Below are 25,820 nucleotides of genomic sequence, written 5' to 3' on the forward strand. Positions count from 1 at the left end.
TGAGGATTTTAGCCCTTAACTTTTATATAACAAAAATGTTTACCGGACAGCAATAATTCGATATAGCGATTGGAACGCTCCAAACATCCCTCTTGGCTCAACAGCCCCGCCAGACTCCACAGCGAAGCCTGGTCCATCACGGCATTGCGGATGTCGCTCAGGGCCGACCGAGCCAGCCAATACTTACGTGACGGCACATTGCCCAGCCCCTTATAGATTTCCGAACGGAAGAAAGCCATGTTGGCAAACTCGGGCGTATCGTTCTCCACTTGGTTGAGCCACAAGTCCGACAGTCGCAGCGCGGCCCGATAGTCGGCGGCCGAGTAGAGTTGTCCTATCTTACGCCACAGGTACAGATTGTCGTTCGGCGGCAGCAAACTGCACAGCGAATCACGATACAGGTTGGCCAAGGCGGTGCTCTCCCGTCGGATGGTTTTGTCCTTGGAATAGTAGCTCATCTCGCCATAAAGATGGTTCATGCAGTCATAGTAGTCTATCAACTGTCGCCCACGGAGCAGGTGCCGGTCGATCATACGCTGATAAGCGAGAGCTTCCGGATAGAATCCCGTGGCGGCATATTGGTGCGTCAGGGCGATATAATCGCTCTGCAGCACCTCAATCTGCCGCATTTGACGTGCCAATCCGATACATATATTCAGGTAATGGATGGCCGAATCGTTCATAAAAGACTCATAAGACTTGAAAAGTTCCCATGCCAACTGATGACGATTCATCAATCCATGGGCTGAAAGATACTTACGATGAATGTCATTGATGCGGACTTTACGCCGTAAGATGTAATTGTCGGACTTGCTGATTTCTCTGTCCAGACAACGATAGAGCGAATCGAGGTTCATCTGTTGTGCCATAGTGGTGAGCGACAACATCACAAAAGCGATCGTAAGGAATATTTGTTTCATAATCAACCGTTGATTCTATCACCTCACAAAGATATGGAATCTTTGCTCTCCTTCCAAACACCAGCAAGTAAAAAACCTTGTATTTTATCTATATTTTATATACGGAAATCTATATTTTCAGCCACCCTTATAAAGAACTATCTGTCTGATTATCAACGGTTTTATATTTTTATAGAGCTATAAAAGTCTACATCCTTTGCTTTGTATCAATATCATAGGACTGAAAAAGGGCTATCTTTGCATTGAAAGGTTTCGGAAACCGAGACAAACCTAATATTCGGATGTAGCCTGCGGCGAAGCAGGCACGGAAAAACCTAATAATAACGTAAACAAATTCTAACTAAACCACAATGAAAGCAAACAACCATTTATCAGTGATGAAGCGTCTTTTCGTTTTCCTGCTGGTCATGTGCGCTTCGCTTACGGCCTTCGCCCAGAAGGTCAGCGTTCGTGGCACCGTGACCGACAGCCGGAATGAGCCTATCATCGGCGCCTCTGTGCTGGAACAGGGCACCTCCAACGGCGTGGCGACCGACCCGGACGGCCATTTTACCATTCAAGTAAACAAGGACGCCACACTACGCGTTTCCTACATCGGTTATAAAACCAAGACCGTGAAGGCCACAAGCAGCATGAAAATCGTGCTGGAAGAAGAGGCCAACATGCTCGAAGAGGTCGTGACAATCGGTTATGGTTCGGTGAAGCGCAAGGACGTGACCACCGCCGTATCGAGTGTTTCCACCGCCGATCTCGACACCCGTCCCATCGTCAGCGCCGTACAGGGCATGCAAGGCAAGGCTGCCGGACTGCAAATCAGTCAGGCCAACGGTCAGCCGGGCTCGGCACCCACCATCCGTGTGCGTGGTACGACGTCGCTCAACGGATCGAACAACCCACTCTATGTAGTTGACGGCGTGCCCGTAGACAACATCGACTACCTCTCGGCCGATGACATCGACAACATTCAGATACTGAAAGACGCCTCCGGTGCGGCCATCTATGGTAGCCGTGCGGCCAACGGCGTGGTCATCATCGGTACGAAACAGGGCAAGGCCGGCGTGGCCAAGGTCAGCCTCAACGCCCACTATGCCTTCAATACCGTGCGCGACAATCAGAATCCACTGAACACTAAGCAGTATATGGATCTCATCAACGAGATGAATGAGAAAGGTGTTCTCAAGCTCGTTCTGCCCGATAACCTCCGCGATCAAACCGACTGGAAGAAAGAAGTGTACCGTACCGGTAACGTACAAGACTACCAACTCTCCATCACCAACGGCACCGAAAAGTTGCGTTATTTCCTTTCGGGTGGCTTCACGGGCGAGAACGGAGTCATCGTTCATTCAAACTTTAAGCGCTACAATGTGCGCGGAACCATCGAGAACGACATCAACGAATGGCTCACCATCAATGCCGGTATAGCTTATTCGGATTATACTTATAAAGGAACAGGTATCATTTCGGGTACCGGCGCCGACCGCGGCGGCGTGGTGCCGGCCATCTTGAGCACACCTTCCTATGGCCCCGTATGGGACAAAGACAATCCCGGACAATACTATTCCGACTTCTACGGTGTCAATGTAGACGGTCCGTTAGAGAACATTGCCCGCACCAAGGACAATAAGAGTCAGTATAACAAACTGCTGGCATCGGGTAAAGCCATCGTAAGATTCATGCCCGAGCTCATCTGGACGTCTACTCTCTCGTTCGACCGCAGCAGCGGAACAATTACCAACTTCCTCGATCCCTGGCTCACTCGTGAGGGACGCAATCAGCATGGCACCGGCTACGACAGCCGTTCGACCGGCACCGTGTGGACATTCGACAATATCGTGAACTGGAAAAAGAATTTCGGACGCCACGGTCTCGACGTCATGGCCGGATCGTCATGGACCCATAGCGACTGGAGCCAGAACTACATCAATGGCTCCGACTATGTCAATGACGACACCCGAACACTCAATGCCGCCAACAAAATCAGTTGGACCGGCACCGGTTCGTCGGCTGCTGACTGGGCCATCCTCTCTTTCTTCGGCCGACTGCAATACAACTGGAACGACACCTACATGCTCACGGCCAACCTCCGTGCCGACGGCAGTTCACGTCTGGCCCCCGGCCATCGTTGGGGTTACTTCCCCTCGTTCTCCGGCGCGTGGCGTGTATCGAACGAAAAGTTCATGAAGAACATTACGTGGATTGACGATCTGAAGATTCGCGGCGGATGGGGACAGACCGGAAACCAAAGCGGACTGGGCGATTACAGCTATCTGGCCATGTACAACTTCAATCGTATCGAATGGTGGAAGCAAGGGCAGGAGCATGCCACCGCCACCCGAACCCAGTCGACCTTGAGCAATCCCGAACTCACTTGGGAGACGACCAGCCAGACGAACCTCGGTTTTGACCTCACCGTCTTGCGCAACCGACTGTCTTTCTTCTTCGACATTTATTATAAAAAGACCAGCGACTTGCTCATTTCCATCGAGCTTCCGGCCGGTAGCGCTCCCGCACGCAACCTTACCTACAACGGCGGTGAGATTGTCAATAAGGGTCTTGAACTGACCATCAGCTCGAAAAACCTGACGAATAAGCTGAAGTGGAACTCCGATTTCAATATCTCGTTCAACCGCAACAAGGTTAAAAAGCTCGACCTGGTGTCTATATATTGGAACGCAAGCACAGGCGGCAAGGCAGCCGAAGCCGTGGTACGCAATGCCGTGGGCCATCCGCTCGGCGCATTCTATGGCTACATCTCCGAGGGCGTTGATCCCGAAACAGGTAACCTTATCTATAAGGACGTGAACGAAGACGGTCGCGTTTCTGACAACGACCGCACCTATATCGGCGATCCGAATCCCGATTTTATCTTCGGTCTGACCAATACGTTCTCGTACAAGGGCTTTGACCTGAGCATCCTCCTGCAAGGTAGCGTAGGCAATGATATATATAATGTGTCGCGCATGGACAGCGAAGGCATGTTCGACGGCCGCAACCAATCGACCCGCGTGCTGGAACGCTGGCGTGTGCCGGGCCAGAAAACGAAGGTTCCTCGTGTAGACTTCAACCAGAAAAACTCCACCTACTATCTGGAAGATGGCAGCTATCTGCGTATAAAAGATATCACGCTGGCATACAACGTGCCCAAAAGTGTACAGAAGAAAATCAGTCTCACACGATTCACGCCTTACATCTCTCTCAGCAACATGCTGACCTTCACCAACTACAGTGGTCGCGACCCTGAAGTGAACCAGTATGGCAACAGTGGTGCCGTGCAGGGAATCGACTGGGGAACCTATCCGTTAAACCGCTCGTTCGTCGTAGGTTTGAAAGTGGAATTCTGAAATTATTTTAGGAGTTAAAACAAAAAATATTCCGAAGATATGAAAACAAAATATATCAAATTCATGGTGATGGGAGTCGTAGCCACGTCGCTGACAGCTTGCTCTCTCGACACCGAACCCATCTCATCGCCTTCCGAACTGACGGAAGGACGACAGACCGATACGACGACTGCCGTATTGAAAGACCGTGAAGCGGCTATCAGTCAGCGCACAGTCCTCTATCAGCTGTTCAGAAACCGACAGGAACACATGCACCTCGACTACGTGCTGTTGGGCGAGGCTCATGCCGACAATGCCTATGCCGGCACGACGGGGCAGGAAACCATTCCCCTTGAAACCAATGCGCTCGATGCCACAACCGGAACTTTGGGACGTGACTGGAGCCGCTATCTGGAAGACATAGCCAAGGCCAACGTGCTCATCAACGGCGTCGAACAGTTGAAAGAAAACGGACAAATCCGTGACGACGACTATCGTCAATGGCGCGCCGAAGGTCAGATATTCCGTGCTTTGATGATGTTCCGCATGGTTCGTATGTGGGGTTCGCTGCCCATTATCACCAAAGTGGCCAAGACGATTACATCGGCAAATATCAAAGAGGTGTATCCCACTTACTTCCCGCCACGCTCCACCACAGAGGAATGCTACCGACAGATCATCAGCGACCTGGAGTATGCCGATCAGAACGCGCCCGACATTTCGACCACCGACCGCACTATCATGTCGAAGACCGTGGCTCAGGCACTGCTTTGCAAGGTTTACGCAGAGAAGGCCGTACAGGATTACGACAAAGTGATTGCCTACGCCCAGAAAGTGCGCAACACGACCGGCGTGGCACTGGAACCTGATTTCAAGACGCTTTGGGGATGGGACGACACCAAGAAAGACTGCCTGAAGCGTAACACAAGCGAAGGTCTTCTCGAAGTGCACTGGCTGCCAGGTAGTGGCAACTGGGAAAGCTGGATGTATGGGCGCAGTCTGGAAGACTATAACAATGCCTTCACCTGGGCTAAGTGGGTGACTCCGTCGCGCGATCTCATAAAGGACTTCACCGATGAGAACGACACCACACGCCTTAACCAGACGGTGGTCTACTATAGCTGCGGCTGGAGTAACTACTATCCCGCCTCACATTACGCTTTCATGTACAAGCTTCGTTCGGGCTATAACAACGAGTACGTGGTGCGTTTGGCCGACATCATCCTACTCGAAGCCGAGGCCTACGCCGCCAAGGGCGATACGCAGAACAGTGCCAAACTGGTCAACATGATTCGTCAGCGGGCTAAACTGAAGGTTCTGACGGCCGACAAGACAGCCTCGAAGGAAAAAATGCTGGAGGCCGTGCTTCACGAGCGCCGTCTCGAATTGGCCATGGAAGGCGAACGCTGGTATGACCTCTGCCGCTACGACAAGGTGGAAGAAGTGATGAACACGCTGACGGGCCGCGACGTAGGCCGCCTACCGCTTGTGCGACAATTCGACAAGAACCAGTACCTCATGCCGATTCCGCAATCTGCACTCGACGAAAACCAAAACTTACAGCAGAATCCGGGGTATTGACTTATATACAAGGAGTCATTTAAGGAGTTAAAGGGAATAAAGACATTGCTCCGACTACTCTGAAACTCTATGAGAAAGACATCTGTCTTAACTCCTTGGCAAGTGAAACGAGCGCTAACTCCTTTTACTCCGAAAATAATTTATTAACGAACATCCTTATGAAAAAGAATTATATGTATATCACAACACTGCTTTTAAGCATGACCATGTCGGCTCTCACGGCCTGTGGCGTTGACAGCGGCTTCGATATCAAGCCTGCTCCCGAAGAAAATACGCTCCCTAATCCTATTCCTCCCGCAGGAGAGGCCCGTACCTTCACGTCGATGGCTAACGGCTACACCATGTTCAAGCAGGGTAGCAGCGCATTGACCACCGGCACATCAATGGCACCGACCACTATTCAACTGGATCCCTCGAAAGAATATCAGACGATGGACGGATTCGGCTTTGCCATTACCTACTCTACGTGCTATAACCTGCTCATGATGAAGCCTGAAGATCGCGTGGCTCTTCTCAAGAAGACCTATTCGCAGACCGAAGGTTACGGTGTAAGCTATGCCCGTATCTCCATCGGTTGCAACGACTTCAGCAGCACCGAATACACCCTGTGTGACACGAAAGGGCTGGAGAACTTCGCGTTTTACAAAGACGAGACCGACTACGTGCTCCCCATCTTGAAAGAGATTCTGACCATCAATCCCAATCTGAAGATTATCGCGGCTCCCTGGACCTGCCCCAAATGGATGAAAGTGAAAGACCTCAGGACCAAGGCTGCTTTCGATTCGTGGACTGACGGACACTTCAATCCCGACCTGCGGACCGACTATGCCAACTACTTCGTGAAGTTCATCGAAAAGATGAAAGCTGAAGGTATCAACATTTATGCCGTAAGCCCGCAAAACGAACCGCTCAACAAGGCCAACTGCGCCTCGCTCTATATGCCATGGGACGAGGAAGCCGCGTTTGTCAAGGAACTGGCCGCCGCGTTCAAGAAGAACAATCTCAGCACAAAGATCTACGTCTACGATCACAACTATGACTACAGCAATGACAAGGAACAGAATGACTATCCTATCAAGATCTATAACGCGCTGGGCAAAAACTTCGAAGGTTCCGAACTAGTGGTGGGCGCAGCCTATCACGACTATGGTGGCAACAACGAAGAGCTGACCGATATTCACAATCAGGCCGCGGACAAAGAACTGATCTTTTCCGAAAGCAGTATCGGTGTCTGGAACGACGGTCGCAACCTCGGAAAGCGCCTGATGGAAGATATGAAGAACGTAATGTTCGGCACGGTAAACCGGTGGTGTAAGGCCGTACTGGTGTGGAACCTCATGCTCGACGAAAAGATGGGGCCCAATCTCGACGGCGGTTGCCAGACCTGTTATGGTGCCATTGACATCTATAACAACTACCAGACGCTGAAATATAACTCCCACTACTACATCATCTGCTACCTGTCGAGCGTCGTTCGTCCGGGTGCCAAGCGCATCGGCACGGCGCTGCGCAGCTACAAGAGCAGCAACCTCATCTACTCCGCATTCATCAATCCCGACGGCACCAAAGCGGTTGTCATGCTCAACGCGGGCGACAATGATCTCAATGTCACCATCAGCGACAACAACAGCTACTTCTCTGTTAAGGTTCCTGCCCAAGGTGTGATTTCAACAACGTGGAAATAAAACCGAACCGATATGAAAACCATCAGATATTTTTCCGTCATGCTCGTAGCGCTGTCCGTGTGGAGCATGAGTTCCTGCAAGGATTTCGATTACCAAGATTTGGAAACTAAGGGTACTCCCATTATCAAAGCGTCGATGGCAAGCAATGCCGTGATGGGCGACTCTATCGACGTGACGGTCAACTGTAGCGACGCCGAAGGCTATGACCTATCGACACTTAAAGCCGAAATGTGCTATAGTGGTGAACCGGTGAATGCCGTTACCGTCCGTACCAAGACGCCGGGCGACTACAAGATACGATTGCACGTGCCGTTCTTACGTTTCATTCCCAACGGAACCACACAGGTACGCCTCACGCTTCAGAACGTAACTACCCGGGAGACGGTTGAGAACATCGATCTTCAGGTGGAACGTCCTCACTTCAAGAATCTTGAGTTTGTCACGGCCGACGGCGACAGGATTGCCATGACCGAGGGCGAAGACTACACCTATACCTGCCTGTTTGACATCAGCGACAATGCCTTCAAGGGATATTTCCGGACGGCTGACGGCAAATATCGCTTCGGTTGGGCCGAGAACGACGTGGCCGAGAACGGGCAGGGTTACCTGTCGCTCCAGAGCAACAAGCTGGGTAAGGTAACAGTGACGTTCAATACGCGTGACTTCACCTTTGCGCCACAGGAAGAACTTAACATCCAACCGCTTGAATTCCGCGACATTGCGGGCCAAGACTCCTACGTCGGCACTCTCACGCAGGGCATGAGCTACAAGTTTATCGGCGACGAAGCCGTGCAGAAGCTCAACTGGTTCTACGACACCGACTTCTTCACCCGTAATGCCGATGGCACATATCTGTTCAATGCGCTCACCGGCACCTACACCATCAAGGCCATGTTTGCGCAGAATGGATTCCGCATCTACGCCGGCGACGAGAAGAATCCCACGAAACTCAATGCCGACGGCACCGGCGCCATCTGGATTATCGGTAACGATATGTTCGACAAACCTACCTACGCAACGGCCCACAGCTGGTGGACGGGTGTCAACAACGATGTTTGCATGGCTCCCATAGCCGAGAAGACATATCAGGTTACACTGACCGTAGGTCGCCAAATCGACCCCAACAAGAACTTCGACTTCAAGTTCTTCGGCCAACCGAGCTGGGGTACGGAATTCAAAGCCGACGGCGACCACGCGCTCACAACGGATAATCCTTGGTTTAATATAGACCCAAGTAGCGGCAACGTCAAACTAAAAGACGGCGTAACTCTGAAAAAGGGACAAACCTTTAAGTTCACCATCGACTTAACGAAGGGTTGCGACAAGGGTGTGCTCAAGGTAGAAAAGAACGACGACCCGACGATAGAAATCACTCAGACCAACAGTACTTATACGGGGCGTTTCATCCAAGGCAATATCTATCAGATAACGGGTGATGCCGCCTTCAGTGCCAACGACTGGTTCTACGACACCGACTTCTTTATCAAGAATCAAGACGGCAGCTACACTTTCAACGCCGTGACGGACAACTACACCATCAAGGCCGTGTGGTCACAGAAAGGTTTCCGCATTCATCGTATGAACGAAGCCGGAAACAAACCTGCATCCTTGGCCGACGACGGCACGGGGGCCATCTGGATTATCGGCTCCGCGGTCTATGGCAAACCGACGACGGCTGATGCCCAAGACTGGTGGACAGACACCGACCACGCGCTTTGCATGACGCCCGTTAAGCCGAAAGTTTACCAAGTGACACTCACCGTAGGCAAGCAGCTCAAGGCCGGCAAGAGTATCAACTTCAAGTTCTTCGGCCAAGCGGGCTGGGGTACGGAGTTTAAGGGCAAAGACCACGACCATCTGTTGACTACCGCCGGCACGACATTCCTTATCGGCAATGGAACCGGCGGTCACGACAACGGCAATATCTATCTGGCCGAAGGTGTCGAACTGGTTGATGGCGAAACCTATGTGTTCACCATTGATTGCAGTAAAGGCATGAAACCGGCAACCCTTTCCGTTATTAAAAAATAAGATAAGACTAATCAGACCGGTCCGACTTGACTGACCGGTCTGATTCATTAGCCCTCACATCTCATTATCACTCTTCACCACCCAAAACAATGAAATTTCTTTTATTAGCAACTACACTGACACTGACGTTGGGCGCGCAAGCCCAGAGGCCGGTGTATCTGGATGAAACGAAGCCTGTGGAACAGCGCGTCGAGGACGCGCTCAAACGCATGACGCTCGATGAGAAGATCGCCGTGATTCACGCGCAAAGCAAGTTCTCGTCGGCGGGCGTGAAACGACTCGGATTCACCGACTTCTGGACCGACGACGGCCCCCATGGCGTTCGCCCCGACGTCCTTTGGGACGAATGGGAGCAGGCCGGACAGACCAACGACTCGTGTGTGGCCTTTCCGGCATTGACCTGTCTGGCCGCCACCTGGAACCCAACCATGGCCCGCCTCTACGGTCACAGCTTGGGAGAGGAAGCGCTCTATCGAGGCAAAGACATGATTTTGGGGCCGGGCGTCAATATCTATCGCACGCCGCTGGGTGGGCGCAACTTCGAATACATGGGCGAAGATCCCTATCTGGCCGGCCGCATGGTGGTGCCCTACGTACAGGGATTACAGGCCAACGGCGTGGCGGCCTGCGTGAAGCACTACGCGCTTAACAACGACGAGGAATACCGCCACCAGGTGAACGTCGTCGTGAGCGACCGCGCGCTCCACGAAATCTATCTGCCGGCGTTCAAGGCCGCCGTCATCGAGGGCAAGGTATGGGGAATCATGGGAGCCTACAATCTATACAAAGACCAGCACAACTGCCACAACGCCATATTGCTTAACCAAATTCTGAAACGCGATTGGGCCTTCGACGGCGTTGTCGTCAGCGACTGGGGCGGCTGCCACGACACGGATCAGGCCGTGAGGAACGGACTCGACATGGAGTTCGGCACCTGGACAGACGGCCTGACGATGGGTAAGACCAACGCCTACAGCAGCTACTATCTGGCCGACGCTTACAAGCGGGCCATCCGCGAGGGCCGCTACACCGAACGGGAACTCGACGATAAGGTGCGCCGCGTGCTCCGACTCTTCTACCGCACCACGATGAACCGCCAACGGCCCATAGGCTTTCTCTGCTCCGAAGCTCACTACGACGCCGCTCGAAAAATAGGCAACGAGGGTATCGTGTTGCTCAAGAATCGGCAGAACGTGCTGCCCATCGACACGCTGACGGCCCGCAACATCCTCGTCGTAGGCGAGAACGCTGTCAAGATGATGACCGTGGGCGGCGGCTCGTCGTCGCTGAAAGTGCAGCGTGAGCTGTCACCGCTCGACGGTCTGCGCGCGACGTTGGCTCCACGGGGCGTCAATATCGTATGGGAACGCGGTTATGTAGGCGACACCAACGGCTCTTTCAACGGCGTGACGAGCGGACAAGACCTGAGCGAGAGTCGAACGCCCGACCGGCTCGTTGCCGACGCCGTGAGCAAGGCCCGCAAGGCCGACTACGTAGTGTTCTTCGGCGGCCTCAATAAGAGCGACTATCAGGACTGCGAGGGACACGACCGCAAGGAGTATGGCCTGCCCTACGGCCAAGACCGTCTGATCGAAGCGCTGGCTAAAGCCAACCGCAATCTCATTGTCGTCAACATCTCGGGCAACGCCGTGGCCATGCCGTGGGCCGACCGCGTGAACGCCATCGTGCAAGGATGGTATCTGGGATCCGAAACCGGCCACTGCTTGGCCGACGTGCTGACGGGTCGCGTCAATCCTTCGGGCAAACTGCCGTTCACCTGGCCCCGCACGCTCGACGACGTTCCGGCCCACAGACTCGGCACTTACCCGGGCACTTGGCGGCCAGATCACAAGATTATCGATGAAGAATACAAGGAAGGACTCTACGTGGGCTACCGTGGCGTAGACCGTTACAAGACACGCCCGCTCTTCGCTTTCGGTCACGGACTGAGCTACACCTCTTTCAGAATCAGCAACCTGCGGGTCGACAAGACCACGATGACGCACGACGGCAAGCTCACCTTCACCGTCAACGTGGCGAACACGGGCAAGCGCGAGGGTGCCGAAGTGATTCAACTCTACATCAGCGACCTACAGTCGAGCCTGCCCCGTCCCGTGAAAGAGCTTAAAGCTTTTATGAAAGTGTCGCTCCGGCCAGGTGAGAGCCGCGACGTGACGCTGACCATCGACAACGCCGCCCTCAGTTTCTACGACGACAGCCGTGGAGTCTGGACTTCGGAACCCGGCGACTTCGAAGCACTCGTGGGCAACACGTCGGATAAGCCGAATCTGAAAGTAAGGTTTAAGTTGACAGACGGTCTCCACTAATTCCTTTATGAACCGCTATCGGGTGATGACATGCTCAGAACCCATGGCGGCTTTCCACCAGACATCGGTTGCATGGACCGTATCGCCCGAGCTATACCATGGCATGAACCATCCCCACTGCGCGTCGGCCTTCCACTGCGCGGGAATGTCCGTTACCGTTCCGCATTCACTCAGCACAATCATCTTCTGCGAATAGCGGTAGGCAAGGGCGTTGAAGCGTGCGGCGGCCTCATCGGCCGACACCTCTTGGCCGTCGTGGCCGTATAGATCGGTGCCTATGATGTCGACATAGTTGTCGCCCGGGTACCAGGCGTCGTCGTTGCCTTCGGATGTCCAAACCCAGATGAGGTTGTTGATACCCTTCCGCTTGAACGTGTCGTACATCAGAATCCATAATTTCTTATAAGACTCAGCTGTGCCTGCGCCCCACCAGAACCATTTACCGGCAGCCTCGTGCAAAGGACGCCAAAGCACGGGAATGCCCGCTTGCTGTAATTGCGACAGGTAGGTCGTGATTTTCTCCAAGTCGCTCTTCACAAAATCGTTCTCCCATGTACCTTCCGTCACGGCATTGTCTACGCTGAAATCGTTTTTGTCGGCATAGAAACTGTACGAAACCGTTCCGGCAGCCTCAACGGTTACGCGCGTCAAGGTATATCCCTTTCCTGACAAAATCAATCCGTTGGCTTTCATCTCGTTCAACGTTGTTTGGTCGAGCGTGATGGAATAAGAGTCGCCACTGATGGAGAAATATTCCCAACTCGTTCCGCTCTCATCTACGAAGCCGGCCCACGCGCTGTTCTTAATCGAACCTTGGGCACCGCTTTCTACATTGCTGATATAGACGGTGAGCTTGCTTCCGATAGACGCCGTTGCAAGAATATCCTTATAAGTCCGGTCGGTGAGCTGCAGATAATTACTCCAGTTGTCCATATCCACGGCCTCGCCGTCATACAAGGTTACGGGAACGGTAGAGGCGTTGGGGTTGGAAACAGGAACGTTCCAGTGCCAACCGATGGTTACAAGACCACCTGCGTCATGCCAGTTCTTGACGGGCGAGATGTCGCTATAATCAATCCAGCCACCCTCGGATGTCGCGTTGAGGTGGATATAATCGTAACCGTTGATGGCAGGATATTTACCCGTGAGTTGATAAACCTTCTCGGCTTCGTCCGTATTCCAGGCCACTTGAGCCATCGTCGCGGAATAAGTCTTCTTGCCATAGTTACTTGTCAGGTTGGTATATAAAGCCTTTGTTTCGGCCGTGGCATCAGCGTTGACCGGCACTGTAGCGATGGTTTGGCTTTGTGCCGTCAAGGTCTGGCTCACCGCAGGCACAGGCATTCTGTTAGGACCGGTCACCAATCCTTCGGGAATCCGCAGATCGTAGGTCTGTCCACGCTTGATATTAGCCATGATCAGGAGCGTATTGGACGAGCCGGGCACGTGCGCGCTCACCACAGGCTCGCCATTCAGCGTAATCTTGGTATAGTCTTCTGACGCGAAGAAGATGTTCTTATCATAAGTCACGAGAATGGAATCCAATCCGGCTTTGATGTTTTTCTGCGGACTGACACCCACGAAAGAGGGCGCGTCGACAGCTGCGATGTTATGCTCCACTTCATCCGAACACGCGGTAAACGAACAGGTCAAGGCGATCGCCACGACCATTTCGTGGAAGAATTTATTGTTTTTCAAATCTATTGTTTTCATATTTGCTACTTTTATTTGATGGGTACGACACGCACGTTATCAATGAGAATCTCAGGATTACAGTCGGTACCTTCAATACCACCCTGCCATACGAAAAGCGTCAAACCCGTCATACGGTTCTTGGTGATGGTTTTTCCGGAAGTCTGACCTTCGTGGGTCTTGTTGAAAGATGACAACGGAATGGTTATCGTCGCCCATGTGTCACCCGTCGTATAAGTGCCTGTAGAGAGCCAAGGATACCACAATCCGCGTGGCAGATCGGTATTGGTATAGTAGCCATTGTTCTGGTTTGTGCCCGACACGTCGCTGTTTCCGGTGAACATAATCTGCAAGGCAGACGAACTCCAGGGCGAACTTGAGGGGACACGACACTCAAACTTGACGGCCATCTCGCTGATTTCGCATGTATCGAGGATTTCAGCAAAACTCCGGATGGATGAGAGTTCCGGCTTTCCATTGTCAGGATCGGGCCAGTAGTTCATACAGAACTGGTCTTCGGCCCATGTCGCTCCTACCTTACCGGCCATGGCAACGCCTCCGAAATAGAGGTAACCGCCATCTATGCCACCGGTCTTGACAACGCCCGGACGCCAGCCATTGCCGATCGTCAGCCCACCATGACTTCCGTCAAAGTCGAAGAGGATGTTGCGCGTGTCCTTGTAATGGAACTGCGACCGACTCGTTCCATACACCGTCTTCACGTAAACAGGTCCCGGAGTCGCCCCTGTAGGCACTGTAAAGGTCACACTGTTTTTGGTGATTTGCTTGATATCGGTCGCTGCCAGCGTACTGTCGTTGAACAGAATCTCCAAGGGTTTGTAGGGGTCTTGGATGAAATAGTCGCCCGTAATGGTCACTTCCTCGCCCGCCTCGGCATATTCGTTGCTCATGGCCGACACCGTTGGAGCCGGCACGATGACGTGGAAGTCATACGTAGTGGTGTCGCCGACCGTATTAATCATATAGATTTTGTCCGTTACCGCGGTAGGTATCTCGTCAGGAATATCCACTAAAAGATAGTTGTCGGTGATATAGCTGGTATTGAGCACCGCCACCTGGTCGTTGAAAAGCATTTTGGTTATGCTCTTCAGATTGTTTCCTACCAAGCAGATGGTGGTCTCCATATAACTTTGTGTAATGATAGAGTCCGCACTTTTGGGAAGCCTGATATACTTTACTTCAGGACTTCCCTTTGTCGATTCATATTTATCGGGCTGATCTTCGCAGGCCGTGAAGCCTATTCCGGTCATCAAGATGAGGGCCGACATCAGCCAATTGGAATATCTGTTACGTTTCATATACTTCATGATTGGGGGTTAATAAGAATAGGTTGCACGTACATCCACATGGATGGCGTTATCCAGCAAGCGCTGGTTGAATACCACGTCCTGGGTAGGATAAGGCATGGTGAATGTCTGTTGTGTAACATTCGGAGCCTGTGTATCGGTGTCATACTTCATGTCTGTGGTATTGACATTCCATGAGCCGCTCGTATAATAATTCTTGTAAAGGGCGTCCAAGCCGAAATAAGCATTGCGTTTCTGCTGCTTCAGTTCGCTGATCGCTCCCGAAAGGTCATAGTAGCTGCGGCGTACAAAGTCGTACCAACGGTCGCCTTCCATCGCCAATTCGAGGCGACGCTCCTTCCATACGTCACTCCAGGTGAGGCTCGTAGGACGTGAGGCCGACTTGATGGCCCGTGACCTCACGGCATAAAACGCGTCAATGGCATTCGCGTCAGTGGTGCTTCCGTTATTTCCTATCACGGCTTCCGCGTAAATCAGGTAGACATCAGAGAGCCGGAGGATAGGCGTCGAAAGGCTGCTGTGCATGTTGGAAGCCGAGATGCCGTCGACGGCATACGTCTTATGGTCGTAAGCGTCGCCATAAAGATGCTTCACGGAGTTGGCGCCCGTCGCGCTCTGCAGCAGTCCGGGACCGCCGCTTCCGTAATCATTCGAATCATACAAGAACTGCAGGAAATTAAAGCCTTTGCGTCCTTTGTTGTCGGTCTTGTCCGTCCAAAAATACTCATAGAAGTCGCCTGCCATCATCATGGTTGCCTTACGGCGTACATCTACGTCTGCCCTGCCATCGGGATTGTCGATGGGCGACACGCCAAAAGCCTCCTGCAAGTCGATGGAAGGACCGTTATAGCCACCCCAACAGTCGCCAAACTCGTCGAAGCCTTGCATTCCCAAGTCGCTCTGCAATGTGTTTTGAACCGTCCATACACTCGTGTCGGCGGTCCAAAGCCACGAGAACAGCGCCTCGCTATTGAACGCGTTCTGCAAGCGGAAGACGTCCGAATAAGTCGTCATCAATTTCCTTCCGCTGTTGTCTATCACGTCTTTTGCGTACATGGCCGCCTTTGCCAGGTCTTCGGCATTGCGTTGTCCGTTTCCGTTGGTCGCCAAACCGCTCTTCGTAAGATACACCTTCGCCAGCAATCCTTCTGCCGCGTAGTAGTCGACACGACCCGGTGAGCCTGACTTGGGAAGCAGTTCCATCGCCTTTTCCAATGTCATGATGATATATTCGTAGATGTCAGCCTTCTCCACCTTCCGCGTATTGCTGTACGAACCGTCCGCCAACATCGTTGAGTTGTCGTGTACGATGGGTACTTCTCCAAACGAACGCACGAGGAAGAAATACGCCATCGCCTTCCAAGCAAGGCATTCGCCCATGCACTGGTTCTTCACGGCCGCAGAGGCTGTGGCCCCTTTGAGATTGTTATAGACCGTATTGGCATGGCCGATGACCGACCATAGCGAGTATGACATGTTGACCAAGTCTTCGTCAGTGCCGTTTACAGTGAGCGTCATGTAGGGACTTGAGCCCCAGTAATAGTTGCCCGACATCACCTCACCCACCTTGATAAAGCCACGTTGGAAGTCGTACCAGGGAGAGTTATACAGGTAATTGACACCCTGAATACATTGGGTATCGTCTTTATAGAATGTTCCCGCGTTGTAGGAATCTTCTGCCGGACGGTCAAGAAAGTCGCTGCATGAGGCAAGTGACATGCTCAATACTGCCGACAACGCTATACGATTGATATATTTATGCAGTTTCATTTGCGGATGATTTAAGTTAGAAAGTAAGATTCAAGCCAAAAGAAAAAGTTGTAGGAGAAGGGTATCTGCCATTATCCAAGCCGTAAACATAACCCGTAATGTCTGACGTGCTGGCGCCGATTTCGGGATCATAGCCATCATATCCGGTAAGGGTGATCAGGTTTTGGAGGTTCATATAGACACGTAAGTTCTCAATTCCCCACTTTGAAATCCACTTCTTGGGGAAGGTATAGCCCAAAGCTATATTCTTCAGCCTTATATAAGACCCGTCCTCGACGTATCTGTCGCTGATGACGTCGTTGTCATTGGGGTCGGTGATGGTTGCGCGCGGTATGCCGGTTGTCGGGTTAGCCACACGTATGTTGCTCGCGTCCGTGTACCAATAGCTGCCTGCGGGATAGGTTTTGGCGGCGTCGATAGGTTCAAGACGGGCACGGTTGTTGACATCGGTGAGCTGATTGCTCCACAAGGTATTCATGCGGGTGAGTCTCATCTTCATATAGTTGAACACCTTGTTGCCGTAAGAGCCGTTGATAAATACATTCAAGTCGAAGTTCTTATACCTGAAAGTGTTGGTCCATCCGAAGGTAAACTTAGGCATGGGCGAACCGATATTGGTCTTGTCGTAGTCGTCGATCACGCCATCGGGAACACCGTTAGGTCCGCTAAGATCCTTAAACTTCAAGTCGCCGATCCACGGTGTCGTATTGCGATCGAAGCTTTTTCCGTCGGCCGGATACTTGGAAGTCTTGGGCGATGTCTCCAAATCCTTGAGATCTTTATACACGCCGTCGGTAACAAAGCCATAGAAGCTGTAAAGCGATTCGCCCACATTAGACATGCTCACCACGTCATTCCACTGTCCGTAGCCCACGATTGCCGCGCTTGTCGTGCCCGACAGGGCTACCAACTTGTTCTTGTTCCACGAAATCTGAAATTCGGAATCCCATTGGAAAGCTCCCGTGAGCGGATGCGTGTTAACCGTCAATTCAAAACCGGTATTGCGGATGGTGCCGTAGTTGCCGTAGGGTGCGGCGAGCACGGAAGAAACATTGCCCGACGTTCCCATGTAAGAAGGTAACTGCAAAGGCATCAACATGTCTCTCGACTCCTTGCGATACCAGTCGAGGGTGACGCTTACACGGTCGTTGAGAACACCGAGGTCAAGCCCGATGTTCCATTGCTCCTGGCTCTCCCATTGCACGTCGAGGTTAGGAATATTGGCCGGACGGTAAGACTTGCCTAACAACGTAGGGATGGCGGTCATGAGGGTTCCCCATTTGTAAGAACCGATGTTGGCATTGCCGGTCTGTCCCCATCCCGCGCGTAATTTACCGTTGCTCACAATCTTGCTTAACGCGCTCTTCTGGAAGAAAGCCTCATTGATAAACCTCCATGAAGCCGCAAACGAGTGGAAACCTGCCCAACGCTTGTTAGGACCGAAGTTGGAACTGCCGTCATAACGATAAGTATAGGTCGCGTTGTAGCGGTTATCGAAGCCGTAGGTAAGACGTGTGAAGAACGAAGCCATGGCGGAACTGCCGAATCCCACGTTAATGGAAGGCGTGCCTGTACCCAACGCGGGATTGTTTACGGTGTTCGAGGGCAGGTCGGTATTGGATGTTCTGTTATGATCGTACTTGCTTTCCCAAGCCTCCTGACCGAGCATGGCCGAGAAAGAGTGCTTGTCGATCGTGTTGGTATAGGTAAGATAGTTCTTGATTTGCCAGAACGTACCTGTCGATTTCTGTACGGAAGCCGAGTTCTTGCTGCGTTTCCATGTTCCGAGATCCACTGTCGGCAGGAAGTTGCGCGCTCTGTCCGAACTCAGGTCGTAACCCACTTCGGCATGCCAAACAAGGCTTTTGATAGGAGTTATCTCAAAGAAAAGGTTACCATTGAGCTTCTTTCGCTCGAGCTTGATTTCGTTCAGCATCGCCATGGCGATAGGGTTGGGGTTGGTAAAGCCTTGACGTGAGATAGACGAGTAGCCTCCGTCTATATTATATATTTGGATGTCGGGCGGCGTGGTAAGCGAATAGTTGATGATACCCTGCTCGCTGTCAGCCAACTTCAGGTCGTCGCTCGTGTTGGAGAAATTGACGCTCATGCCCAATTTCAGCCACGGTTTGAGTCGCGCGTCGAGGTTGGTACGCAAGCCCATACGGTCAAACTTACTGCCGATGATGGTACCTTCCTGCTCCATGAAGTTGCCCGATACGTAATACTGTACCTTGTCTGAACCTCCCTGTGCCGCCACCTGATGCGAGTGTTGGAAAGCGGTTTGGAAGATCGCGTCCTGCCAATTCGTTCCCTTACCCAGGATAGAAGGGTCGGCGTAGTGGGTATCGGCGGTGGCGGCGTTTATCTGTCCCGTACTGACGAAGTCGTTATAATAACTCGCGAACTCCTGTAAGTTCATGATATCGAGACGTTTTGTCTGTCTGCTGATGGCCGCCATGCCGTCGTATGTGAACTTGGCTTCTCCCGGTTTTCCCCTCTTCGTCGTAATCAGGACAACGCCATTGGCCCCTTGCGCGCCATAGATGGCTGTCGCGGAAGCGTCTTTAAGGATTTCCATCGAAACGATATCGTTGGGGTTGATGGTAGAAAGGGGCGAAACGGTAGAAACCTTTCCATTGCCCAAGGCGTCGCCCAAGCCGAGCGAGGAACCGCTGGCGCCACTGCCTTGCATGATGACTCCGTCGATGACATATAGCGGTTCGGCATTGGCATTGATGGTGGCCTGCCCACGCACACGGATGCTTGACGACGTGCCGGGGGCTCCGGAGGTGCTTACGGCCGTTACGCCGGCAGCGCGTCCTTGCAAGGTTTGGTCCAAGGACGTAACGATAGAGCCGCGTAGCTTCTTCTCATCCATGGTGACCGAGGCGCCGGAAACGTCGCTCTTCTTCATCGAGCCATAACCCACCACGACGACTTCGCTGAGCGAGGTGTTGTTTTCCGACAGCACAATGGTATATTCCGATTTACTTGTAATCTTCACACTTTGTGTGACAAAGCCCACATACGACACTTCGATAACGGAGCCTTCAGAGACGGTTAGGGAAAAACGACCGTCGAGATCGGTAATGGTGGCATTGTTTGTCCCCTTCACCTTGACGGTAGCGCCAATGATTGGTTCGGTTCCATCGGTTACTTTACCGGTAACCTTTCTTGCTTGTTGCGTAGCGGCGAACATGTTGTTGCCTTTGCCGGCATAGACTTGTGCGGAATATCCGACAGGTGTCAACGACAGAACTCCTGCAAGCAAAACGATTTTACTGCGATTGATCTTCATTTGTTATTTAGGTTGGTTATTAAATTTTATTTATACCGCCGCGATGACAGCGCTTGGCGGCAGGCCCATGTGACATTTACTTTTTTAGGTTTGCATGCACGTTTGATTTTTAAAGGGAAGATAAATTAACTTTCAATTATTTCAATTAAGAATATCCGCTGCAAAGATAGAGTATTATGTTTGTATTGTGTTAATACTTTTTTATTACATTATAATACTATGTTGTCAAATGACGGAAACGGGTATAACAATCCTCTTTTCACCGGGGCTTCTCATCAGGAAATGACACCTATTTCTATATAGATGCCGCGGAAGACAAACGGGCGAAAACCGCTTAAACCGCGTAGCTCTCAATATACAACTAATTTTGCTTTAAATATTAATTCTCGCCCATTTTCCTTGCGTTCTTTTGGCTCATTCGTTTTCTTGGCTTCAAATAAGCCGTTTTTCTGCTGTTTTGTTAAATGGCTGATTATCAGCGAAATATACTGTCCGATAATATAAAGTCAACGGAAAAAGAGCGTCATATAGGCTGAAACACGGCTGAATGTAGCCTGAATTGGCCGCCAAAGCTATGCTTTGACCTTATAAAAGGGCCACTTTGACCCTGTGAAAGGGCTGCTTTGACACTTCCAAAGTGGCTCTTTCGCCTCAAAAGAGTGTGGTTTGCCATCGTGAAAGAGCGGATTCAATGCCGTTCTTTTTCTATTTCATCGTTTTGCCGATGATGTTTTTCAAGGCAGTTTTTAAGTTAATTTCTTGTCCGGCCGTAAATATGATTCGTCGTCATTTCCCTTTGGTCGCCTCGTCATTCCGCGTCAAACACGCCATCTATATACGTTTGTGCGACAAAGTATCAGTTTTTATCAAAATAGTATTAATAAGTTGTTGTTTTAAATCATATCTTTGCATCGTTAAATAACTAAAAACAATTTGGTGCTGATGAGACAAATAAGTTTAACCTTTTTACTCTTAGCGTGGATTACAAGCCTTGCCCAAATCAGAGGCAGCAACATAGAAATCGTCGTATCGCCCGATCATTCCGACTGGAACTATCGGGTGGGCGAGGAAGTGGTGCTCAAGGTGTCGGTCATGAAAGGCCGATGCCCGCTGAAAGGCGTAAAGGTCGACTACGAAGCGGGTCCCGAAATGTATCCCGAAGTAAAGAAACAAGGTGTCGTATTGAAAGACGGCACGATGACATGGAAAGCCAAAATGCGGCTGCCGGGTTTCTACAGACTGAAGGTCGGCGGCGAAATCGACGGGAAGAAATATGAAGGTCTGTGCACGGTTGGGTTCTCGCCCGAGCGTCTGCGACCCACTGCCGTAGAGCCGTCCGACTTCGACCGTTTTTGGCAAAAGGCGTTGACCGACGCGCGGAACGTGCCTTTGGAAGGTCGCAAGAGGCTCCTGCCCGAGCGATGCACGGACCAAGTGAACGTCTACGAGGTGAGCTTTAACAACAACCAATGGGGAAGTCGCATATACGGCATCCTATGCGTGCCCGCCAAACCGGGCAGCTATCCGGCCTTGTTGCGCGTGCCCGGGGCGGGAGTACGTCCTTATCAAGGCGACATAGGAACCGCCTCACAAGGCGTCATCACCTTGGAAATAGGCATCCATGGCATACCCGTCACCATGCCGCAGGGCGTCTACGACGACTTGGCGGCGGGAGCGTTGAACGGATATTGGGACTTCAGCACTGACGACCGTGACAAAATGGCCTACAAACGCGTCTTTATCGGGGCCCTGAGAGCCATCGACTATATCGCCGCCCAGCCCCAATGGGATGGCAAGACATTGGGCGTTACGGGGTCGAGCCAAGGCGGCATGCTCTCGCTCGTATGCGGCGCGTTGGACAAGCGAGTGAGTTTCATCGGCGTAGTGCATGCCGCCATGTGCGACCACACGGCTTCGCTGCGTGGAAGAGCGTGCGGATGGCCACATTATTTCTATGGACAGAAACAACCCGACGAACGCAAGGTGAAGGTAAGCGGATATTACGACGGCGTGAACTTCGCGAAGAGAATCCGCTGCGACAGTTGGTTTTCTTTCGGATATGTGGACGAAGTGGTGCCGCCCACGACGGCATACGCCACCTATAATATCGTGCCCGGCAACAAGGCGTTGAGCCTTTATCAAGCCACGGGGCACTTCTGGTTCCAAGAACAATGGGACGAATGGCAACAATGGATCTTCAAACAACTCAACGTGAAGCAATGAATAAGATAAGACTCCTATTAACCGCGCTTTTCATCGGCATGGCGTCATCGCTCGCCGCACAAGATGTCTTCGTGAGCGTGAAGGACGGACAGTTCGTCCGTAACGGCAAACCGTATTATTTTATCGGCACGAACTTCTGGTACGGAGCCATCCTTGGCTCGACAGGACGCGGCGGAGACAGGCAGCGGCTCAAGAGAGAACTCGACGCGATGAAACGCATGGGCATCGACAACCTGCGGATTATGGTGGGCAGCGATGGTGAGGAAGGTGTGAAAACCAAGGTTGAACCTGTGCTGCAACGGGCGCCCGGAGTGTATAACGACACCATTCTCGACGGACTGGATTATCTGCTCATGGAAATGGAACGCCGCGGAATGCTTGCCATTCTCTACCTTAACAACGCGTGGGAATGGAGCGGCGGCTATGGCTATTATCTCGAACAGGCGGGCGCGGGCAAAGCCGTGAGACCCGATGAGGCAGGCTATGAGGCTTATCAGAAGTATTCATCGCAGTTTGCCGACAACCCAAAGGCGCAGCGATTGTTCTACGATCATGTGCGGTTCATCCTGTCGCGCACCAACAGATACACCGGAAGACGCTATTGCGATGAGCCTTCCATCATGTCGTGGCAGATAGGCAACGAGCCGAGAGCTTTCTCAAAGGCCGCGTTACCGGGCTTTGAGCGCTGGCTGCGCGAAACTTCGGCTTTGATAAAACGTATCGACAAGAATCATTTGGTATCAATAGGGTCGGAAGGAGCGCATGGATGCGAAGGAAGTTACGACGTGTACAGACGCGTCTGTGCGGACCCGAATGTGGATTATTGCAACATACATATATGGCCATACAACTGGGGGTGGGCGAAGAAAGACTCGCTTGCTGCCAACTTGGAAAGGGCAAAGAGGAATACCGATGAGTATATTGAGAGGCACATCGCTATCTGCGAGCAATTGCGTAAGCCCCTTGTCTTGGAAGAATTCGGCTTCCCTCGCGACGGCTTCTCTTTCTCCAAGTCATCCGCGACCGATAGCAGGGATGAATATTACCGCCACGTCTTCGACCTCATCGGGGAGTACGCGGCAAGAGGAAGCATTCTTGCCGGTTGTAACTTCTGGGGCTGGGGCGGATACGCGGAGCCTCGACACGAACAATGGGAACCCGGAGACGACTACACAGGAGACCCTGCCCAGGAAGCGCAAGGACTCAATTCGGTATTCATGAGCGACAAGAGTACCCTCAGGACGATATCCGGACAAATCAAGCGAATAAGAAAACAAATTAAATAAACACTGTCGAATATGAAACATTTAGCATTATTTATATCCATGGCAACCATGACATTAACCATGCAAGGAAAGGTAAAGAAACCGGTATATCAAGACCCGAAGGCTCCCATCGAACAGAGAGTGGAAGACCTCTTGGGCAGAATGACATTGGAAGAGAAGGTGGGACAGATGAACCAACTTGTGGGTATCGCGCACTTCAAGGAAAATTCAGCGACGATGTCGACTGCCGATCTATCCACCAACACGGCCAACGCGTTCTATCCGGGAGTAACGGTCAAGGACATGGAAGAGTGGACTAAGAAGGGACTTGTATCTTCGTTCCTCCACGTTCTCACCATGGAGGAGGCCAATTACCTGCAACGTCTCAACATGCAAAGCCGTTTGCGGATACCTCTTATCATCGGCATTGACGCCATACACGGCAATGCCAAGTGTAAGGACAACACGGTATATCCCACCAATATAGGCTTGGCGTCGTCGTTCGACGTAGACATGGCCTACACCATTGCACGCCAAACGGCTTTGGAGATGCGGGCCATGAACATGCACTGGACGTTTAATCCCAATGTGGAGGTGGCTCGCGATGGCCGTTGGGGCCGCTGCGGAGAGACCTTCGGAGAAGATCCTTACCTTGTAACACGCATGGGGGTAGCCACCAACAGGGGCTATCAACGCAACTTGGATAGCGCGGAGGACGTGCTGGGATGCGTCAAACATTTCGTGGGCGGCTCCCAACCTATCAACGGAACCAATGGAGCGCCTGCCGATTTATCGGAAAGAACGTTGAGAGAGGTCTTCTTCCCCTCGTTCAAGGCTGCCCTTCAGCAGGGTGGCGATTGGAATGTGATGATGTCGCACAATGAGTTGAACGGCATTCCTTGCCACACCAACCGTTGGCTTATGACCGATATCCTACGCAAGGAGTGGGGATTCAAGGGATTTGTGGTGAGTGATTGGATGGACATAGAGCATTGCGTAGACCAGCATCGCACCGCCACCGACCATCAGGAAGCGTTCAAACAGAGTATCTTGGCCGGCATGGATATGCACATGCACGGTCCGGAATGGGTGCGATCGGTCGTGGAATTGGTGAAGGAAGGACATATCTCGGAGAGCAGAATCGATGAGAGCGTGCGCCGAATCCTCACCGTTAAGTTCAGGTTAGGCCTGTTTGAGCAACCTTACGGTGACGCGAAGACACGCGACAAGGTCATCAATAATCCCGTACACAAGCAAACGGCATTGGAAGCGGCACGCAACAGTATCGTGCTGTTGAAGAACGAAGGCAACCTGTTGCCGCTCGATATGAAGAAATACAAGCGTGTGTTGGTAACCGGTATCAACGCCAACGACCAGAATATCATGGGCGACTGGAGCGAATTGCAACCGGAAGAGAAGGTCAGTACGGTATTGAAAGGCTTGCGACAGATCGCTCCTTCCACCGATTTCCAATTCGTAGACCAAGGCTGGGACCCACGCAATATGTCGCAGGCGAAGGTGGACGAGGCGGTGGAAGCTGCCAAAAGTTGTGACCTGAACATCGTTTGCTGCGGCGAATACATGATGCGTTTCAGATGGAACGAACGTACATCGGGCGAAGATACCGACCGTGACAACCTCGATTTGGTGGGATTGCAAGACCAACTTATCCGAAGATTGAACGAAACGGGCAAGCCTACCGTGCTTATCATCATCAGCGGGCGACCGCTCAGCGTGCGTTACGCGGCAGAACATGTACCCGCTATCATCAACGCGTGGGAACCCGGACAGTTCGGCGGACAGGCTGTTGCCGAGATACTCTACGGCAAAGTGAACCCTTCCGCCAAACTCGCGATGACCATTCCGCGCGGTGTAGGACAGATATCCACCTATTACAACCACAAGAAATCGGCATTCTTCCATCCTGTGGTATGCGGAAACAGCGAACCGCTCTATCCTTTTGGCTTCGGATTGTCATACACCACGTTTGCTTACTCCGGCCTTTCGTTAGACAAGACCAAAATCAAGGCTGGAAGCAACGAGAGCGTGAACGCGACGATAACGATAGAAAACACGGGCACGAGAGACGGCGTGGAAATCTGTCAGCTTTACATCAACGACGTGGTGGCATCGGCAGCGCGGCCTGTCAAAGAGCTCAAAGACTTTAAGAGAGTGGCGTTGAAGGCGGGAGAGCGGAAGACCATCACCTTCGAGATACCGCAAGAGAAACTGGCTTTCTACGACATCGACATGAAATATGGTGTGGAGCCTGGCGTCTTCGAGGTACTTGTAGGCGGTAGCAGCAAGGATTCCGACTTGAAAAAAGCCACGTTCGAGGCGGTAAAATAAAGATTCGAGGCGGTAAAATGAAATATAA

At 52.0% G+C, this 25,820-nt stretch carries 13 protein-coding genes; 8 read left to right on the top strand and 5 right to left on the bottom strand.

Features of this window, described 5'->3' with window-relative positions; translation table 11 throughout:
* Window positions 1-8: 8 nt before the first annotated feature.
* Window positions 9-920 (bottom strand): hypothetical protein, encoded by a 912-nt coding sequence (locus JHU38_RS07655; RefSeq protein WP_107581842.1) that lies wholly within the window; start codon window positions 918-920, stop codon window positions 9-11.
* Between the two features lie 350 nt (window positions 921-1,270).
* Here JHU38_RS07655 and JHU38_RS07660 point away from each other — a divergent pair, with 350 nt between their 5' ends.
* The 5 genes from JHU38_RS07660 (at window position 1,271) to JHU38_RS07680 (ending at window position 11,864) form a co-directional block, all read left to right on the top strand.
* Window positions 1,271-4,261 carry a SusC/RagA family TonB-linked outer membrane protein gene (locus tag JHU38_RS07660; RefSeq protein WP_107581843.1) on the top strand — a complete coding sequence of 997 codons (2,991 nt, stop codon included), beginning with the start codon at window positions 1,271-1,273 and terminating at the stop codon, window positions 4,259-4,261.
* A 39-nt stretch (window positions 4,262-4,300) separates the two neighbouring features.
* Window positions 4,301-5,821, top strand: a complete 1,521-nt coding sequence (locus JHU38_RS07665) for a RagB/SusD family nutrient uptake outer membrane protein (RefSeq protein WP_107581844.1) — start codon at window positions 4,301-4,303, stop codon at window positions 5,819-5,821.
* A gap of 158 nt (window positions 5,822-5,979) precedes the next feature.
* Window positions 5,980-7,506 (top strand): glycoside hydrolase family 30 protein, encoded by a 1,527-nt coding sequence (locus JHU38_RS07670; protein WP_107581845.1) that lies wholly within the window; start codon window positions 5,980-5,982, stop codon window positions 7,504-7,506.
* 12 nt (window positions 7,507-7,518) lie between these two features.
* Complete coding sequence (locus JHU38_RS12415; protein ID WP_232369883.1) at window positions 7,519-9,537, top strand: DUF5121 domain-containing protein; 2,019 nt, start codon at window positions 7,519-7,521, stop codon at window positions 9,535-9,537.
* Between the two features lie 89 nt (window positions 9,538-9,626).
* The gene (locus tag JHU38_RS07680; protein WP_107581846.1) at window positions 9,627-11,864 is read left to right on the top strand and encodes a glycoside hydrolase family 3 C-terminal domain-containing protein; all 2,238 of its coding nucleotides are present in this window, start codon (window positions 9,627-9,629) and stop codon (window positions 11,862-11,864) included.
* A gap of 15 nt (window positions 11,865-11,879) precedes the next feature.
* Here JHU38_RS07680 and JHU38_RS07685 read toward each other — a convergent pair whose 3' ends face one another.
* From JHU38_RS07685 to JHU38_RS07700, 4 genes are all read right to left on the bottom strand, one after another.
* The gene (locus tag JHU38_RS07685; RefSeq protein WP_107581847.1) at window positions 11,880-13,535 is read right to left on the bottom strand and encodes a glycoside hydrolase family 26 protein; all 1,656 of its coding nucleotides are present in this window, start codon (window positions 13,533-13,535) and stop codon (window positions 11,880-11,882) included.
* A 53-nt stretch (window positions 13,536-13,588) separates the two neighbouring features.
* Complete coding sequence (locus JHU38_RS07690) at window positions 13,589-14,875, bottom strand: glycan-binding surface protein (protein ID WP_107582375.1); 1,287 nt, start codon at window positions 14,873-14,875, stop codon at window positions 13,589-13,591.
* 18 nt (window positions 14,876-14,893) lie between these two features.
* Window positions 14,894-16,603 (bottom strand): RagB/SusD family nutrient uptake outer membrane protein, encoded by a 1,710-nt coding sequence (locus JHU38_RS07695; protein WP_369917249.1) that lies wholly within the window; start codon window positions 16,601-16,603, stop codon window positions 14,894-14,896.
* 67 nt (window positions 16,604-16,670) lie between these two features.
* Window positions 16,671-19,955: a SusC/RagA family TonB-linked outer membrane protein gene (locus JHU38_RS07700; protein WP_107581849.1), complete on the bottom strand. Its 3,285-nt coding sequence runs from the start codon at window positions 19,953-19,955 to the stop codon at window positions 16,671-16,673.
* A 942-nt stretch (window positions 19,956-20,897) separates the two neighbouring features.
* Here JHU38_RS07700 and JHU38_RS07705 point away from each other — a divergent pair.
* The 3 genes from JHU38_RS07705 to JHU38_RS07715 are packed head-to-tail and all read left to right on the top strand — an operon-like array spanning window position 20,898 to window position 25,792.
* Window positions 20,898-22,178: an acetylxylan esterase gene (locus JHU38_RS07705; protein WP_107581850.1), complete on the top strand. Its 1,281-nt coding sequence runs from the start codon at window positions 20,898-20,900 to the stop codon at window positions 22,176-22,178.
* Window positions 22,175-23,464, top strand: coding sequence for a glycoside hydrolase 5 family protein (locus JHU38_RS07710; RefSeq protein WP_107581851.1), 1,290 nt, complete (start codon window positions 22,175-22,177; stop codon window positions 23,462-23,464). Before JHU38_RS07705 ends, JHU38_RS07710 begins: the two co-directional genes overlap by 4 nt.
* A gap of 12 nt (window positions 23,465-23,476) precedes the next feature.
* Complete coding sequence (locus JHU38_RS07715) at window positions 23,477-25,792, top strand: glycoside hydrolase family 3 N-terminal domain-containing protein (protein WP_107581852.1); 2,316 nt, start codon at window positions 23,477-23,479, stop codon at window positions 25,790-25,792.
* Window positions 25,793-25,820 lie beyond the last annotated feature (28 nt).

It is taken from the genome of Prevotella illustrans (assembly GCF_017426725.1).
GTDB classification, from domain to species: Bacteria; Bacteroidota; Bacteroidia; order Bacteroidales; family Bacteroidaceae; genus Prevotella; species Prevotella illustrans.

Coding starts and splice junctions, on each gene's coding strand:
- JHU38_RS07655 (WP_107581842.1), bottom strand. CDS start 920: ATGAAACAAATATTCCTTACGATCGCTTTTGTGATGTTGTCGCTCACC.
- JHU38_RS07660 (WP_107581843.1), top strand. CDS start 1,271: ATGAAAGCAAACAACCATTTATCAGTGATGAAGCGTCTTTTCGTTTTC.
- JHU38_RS07665 (WP_107581844.1), top strand. CDS start 4,301: ATGAAAACAAAATATATCAAATTCATGGTGATGGGAGTCGTAGCCACG.
- JHU38_RS07670 (WP_107581845.1), top strand. CDS start 5,980: ATGAAAAAGAATTATATGTATATCACAACACTGCTTTTAAGCATGACC.
- JHU38_RS12415 (WP_232369883.1), top strand. CDS start 7,519: ATGAAAACCATCAGATATTTTTCCGTCATGCTCGTAGCGCTGTCCGTG.
- JHU38_RS07680 (WP_107581846.1), top strand. CDS start 9,627: ATGAAATTTCTTTTATTAGCAACTACACTGACACTGACGTTGGGCGCG.
- JHU38_RS07685 (WP_107581847.1), bottom strand. CDS start 13,535: ATGGTCGTGGCGATCGCCTTGACCTGTTCGTTTACCGCGTGTTCGGAT.
- JHU38_RS07690 (WP_107582375.1), bottom strand. CDS start 14,875: ATGAAACGTAACAGATATTCCAATTGGCTGATGTCGGCCCTCATCTTG.
- JHU38_RS07695 (WP_369917249.1), bottom strand. CDS start 16,603: ATGTCACTTGCCTCATGCAGCGACTTTCTTGACCGTCCGGCAGAAGAT.
- JHU38_RS07700 (WP_107581849.1), bottom strand. CDS start 19,955: ATGAAGATCAATCGCAGTAAAATCGTTTTGCTTGCAGGAGTTCTGTCG.
- JHU38_RS07705 (WP_107581850.1), top strand. CDS start 20,898: ATGAGACAAATAAGTTTAACCTTTTTACTCTTAGCGTGGATTACAAGC.
- JHU38_RS07710 (WP_107581851.1), top strand. CDS start 22,175: ATGAATAAGATAAGACTCCTATTAACCGCGCTTTTCATCGGCATGGCG.
- JHU38_RS07715 (WP_107581852.1), top strand. CDS start 23,477: ATGAAACATTTAGCATTATTTATATCCATGGCAACCATGACATTAACC.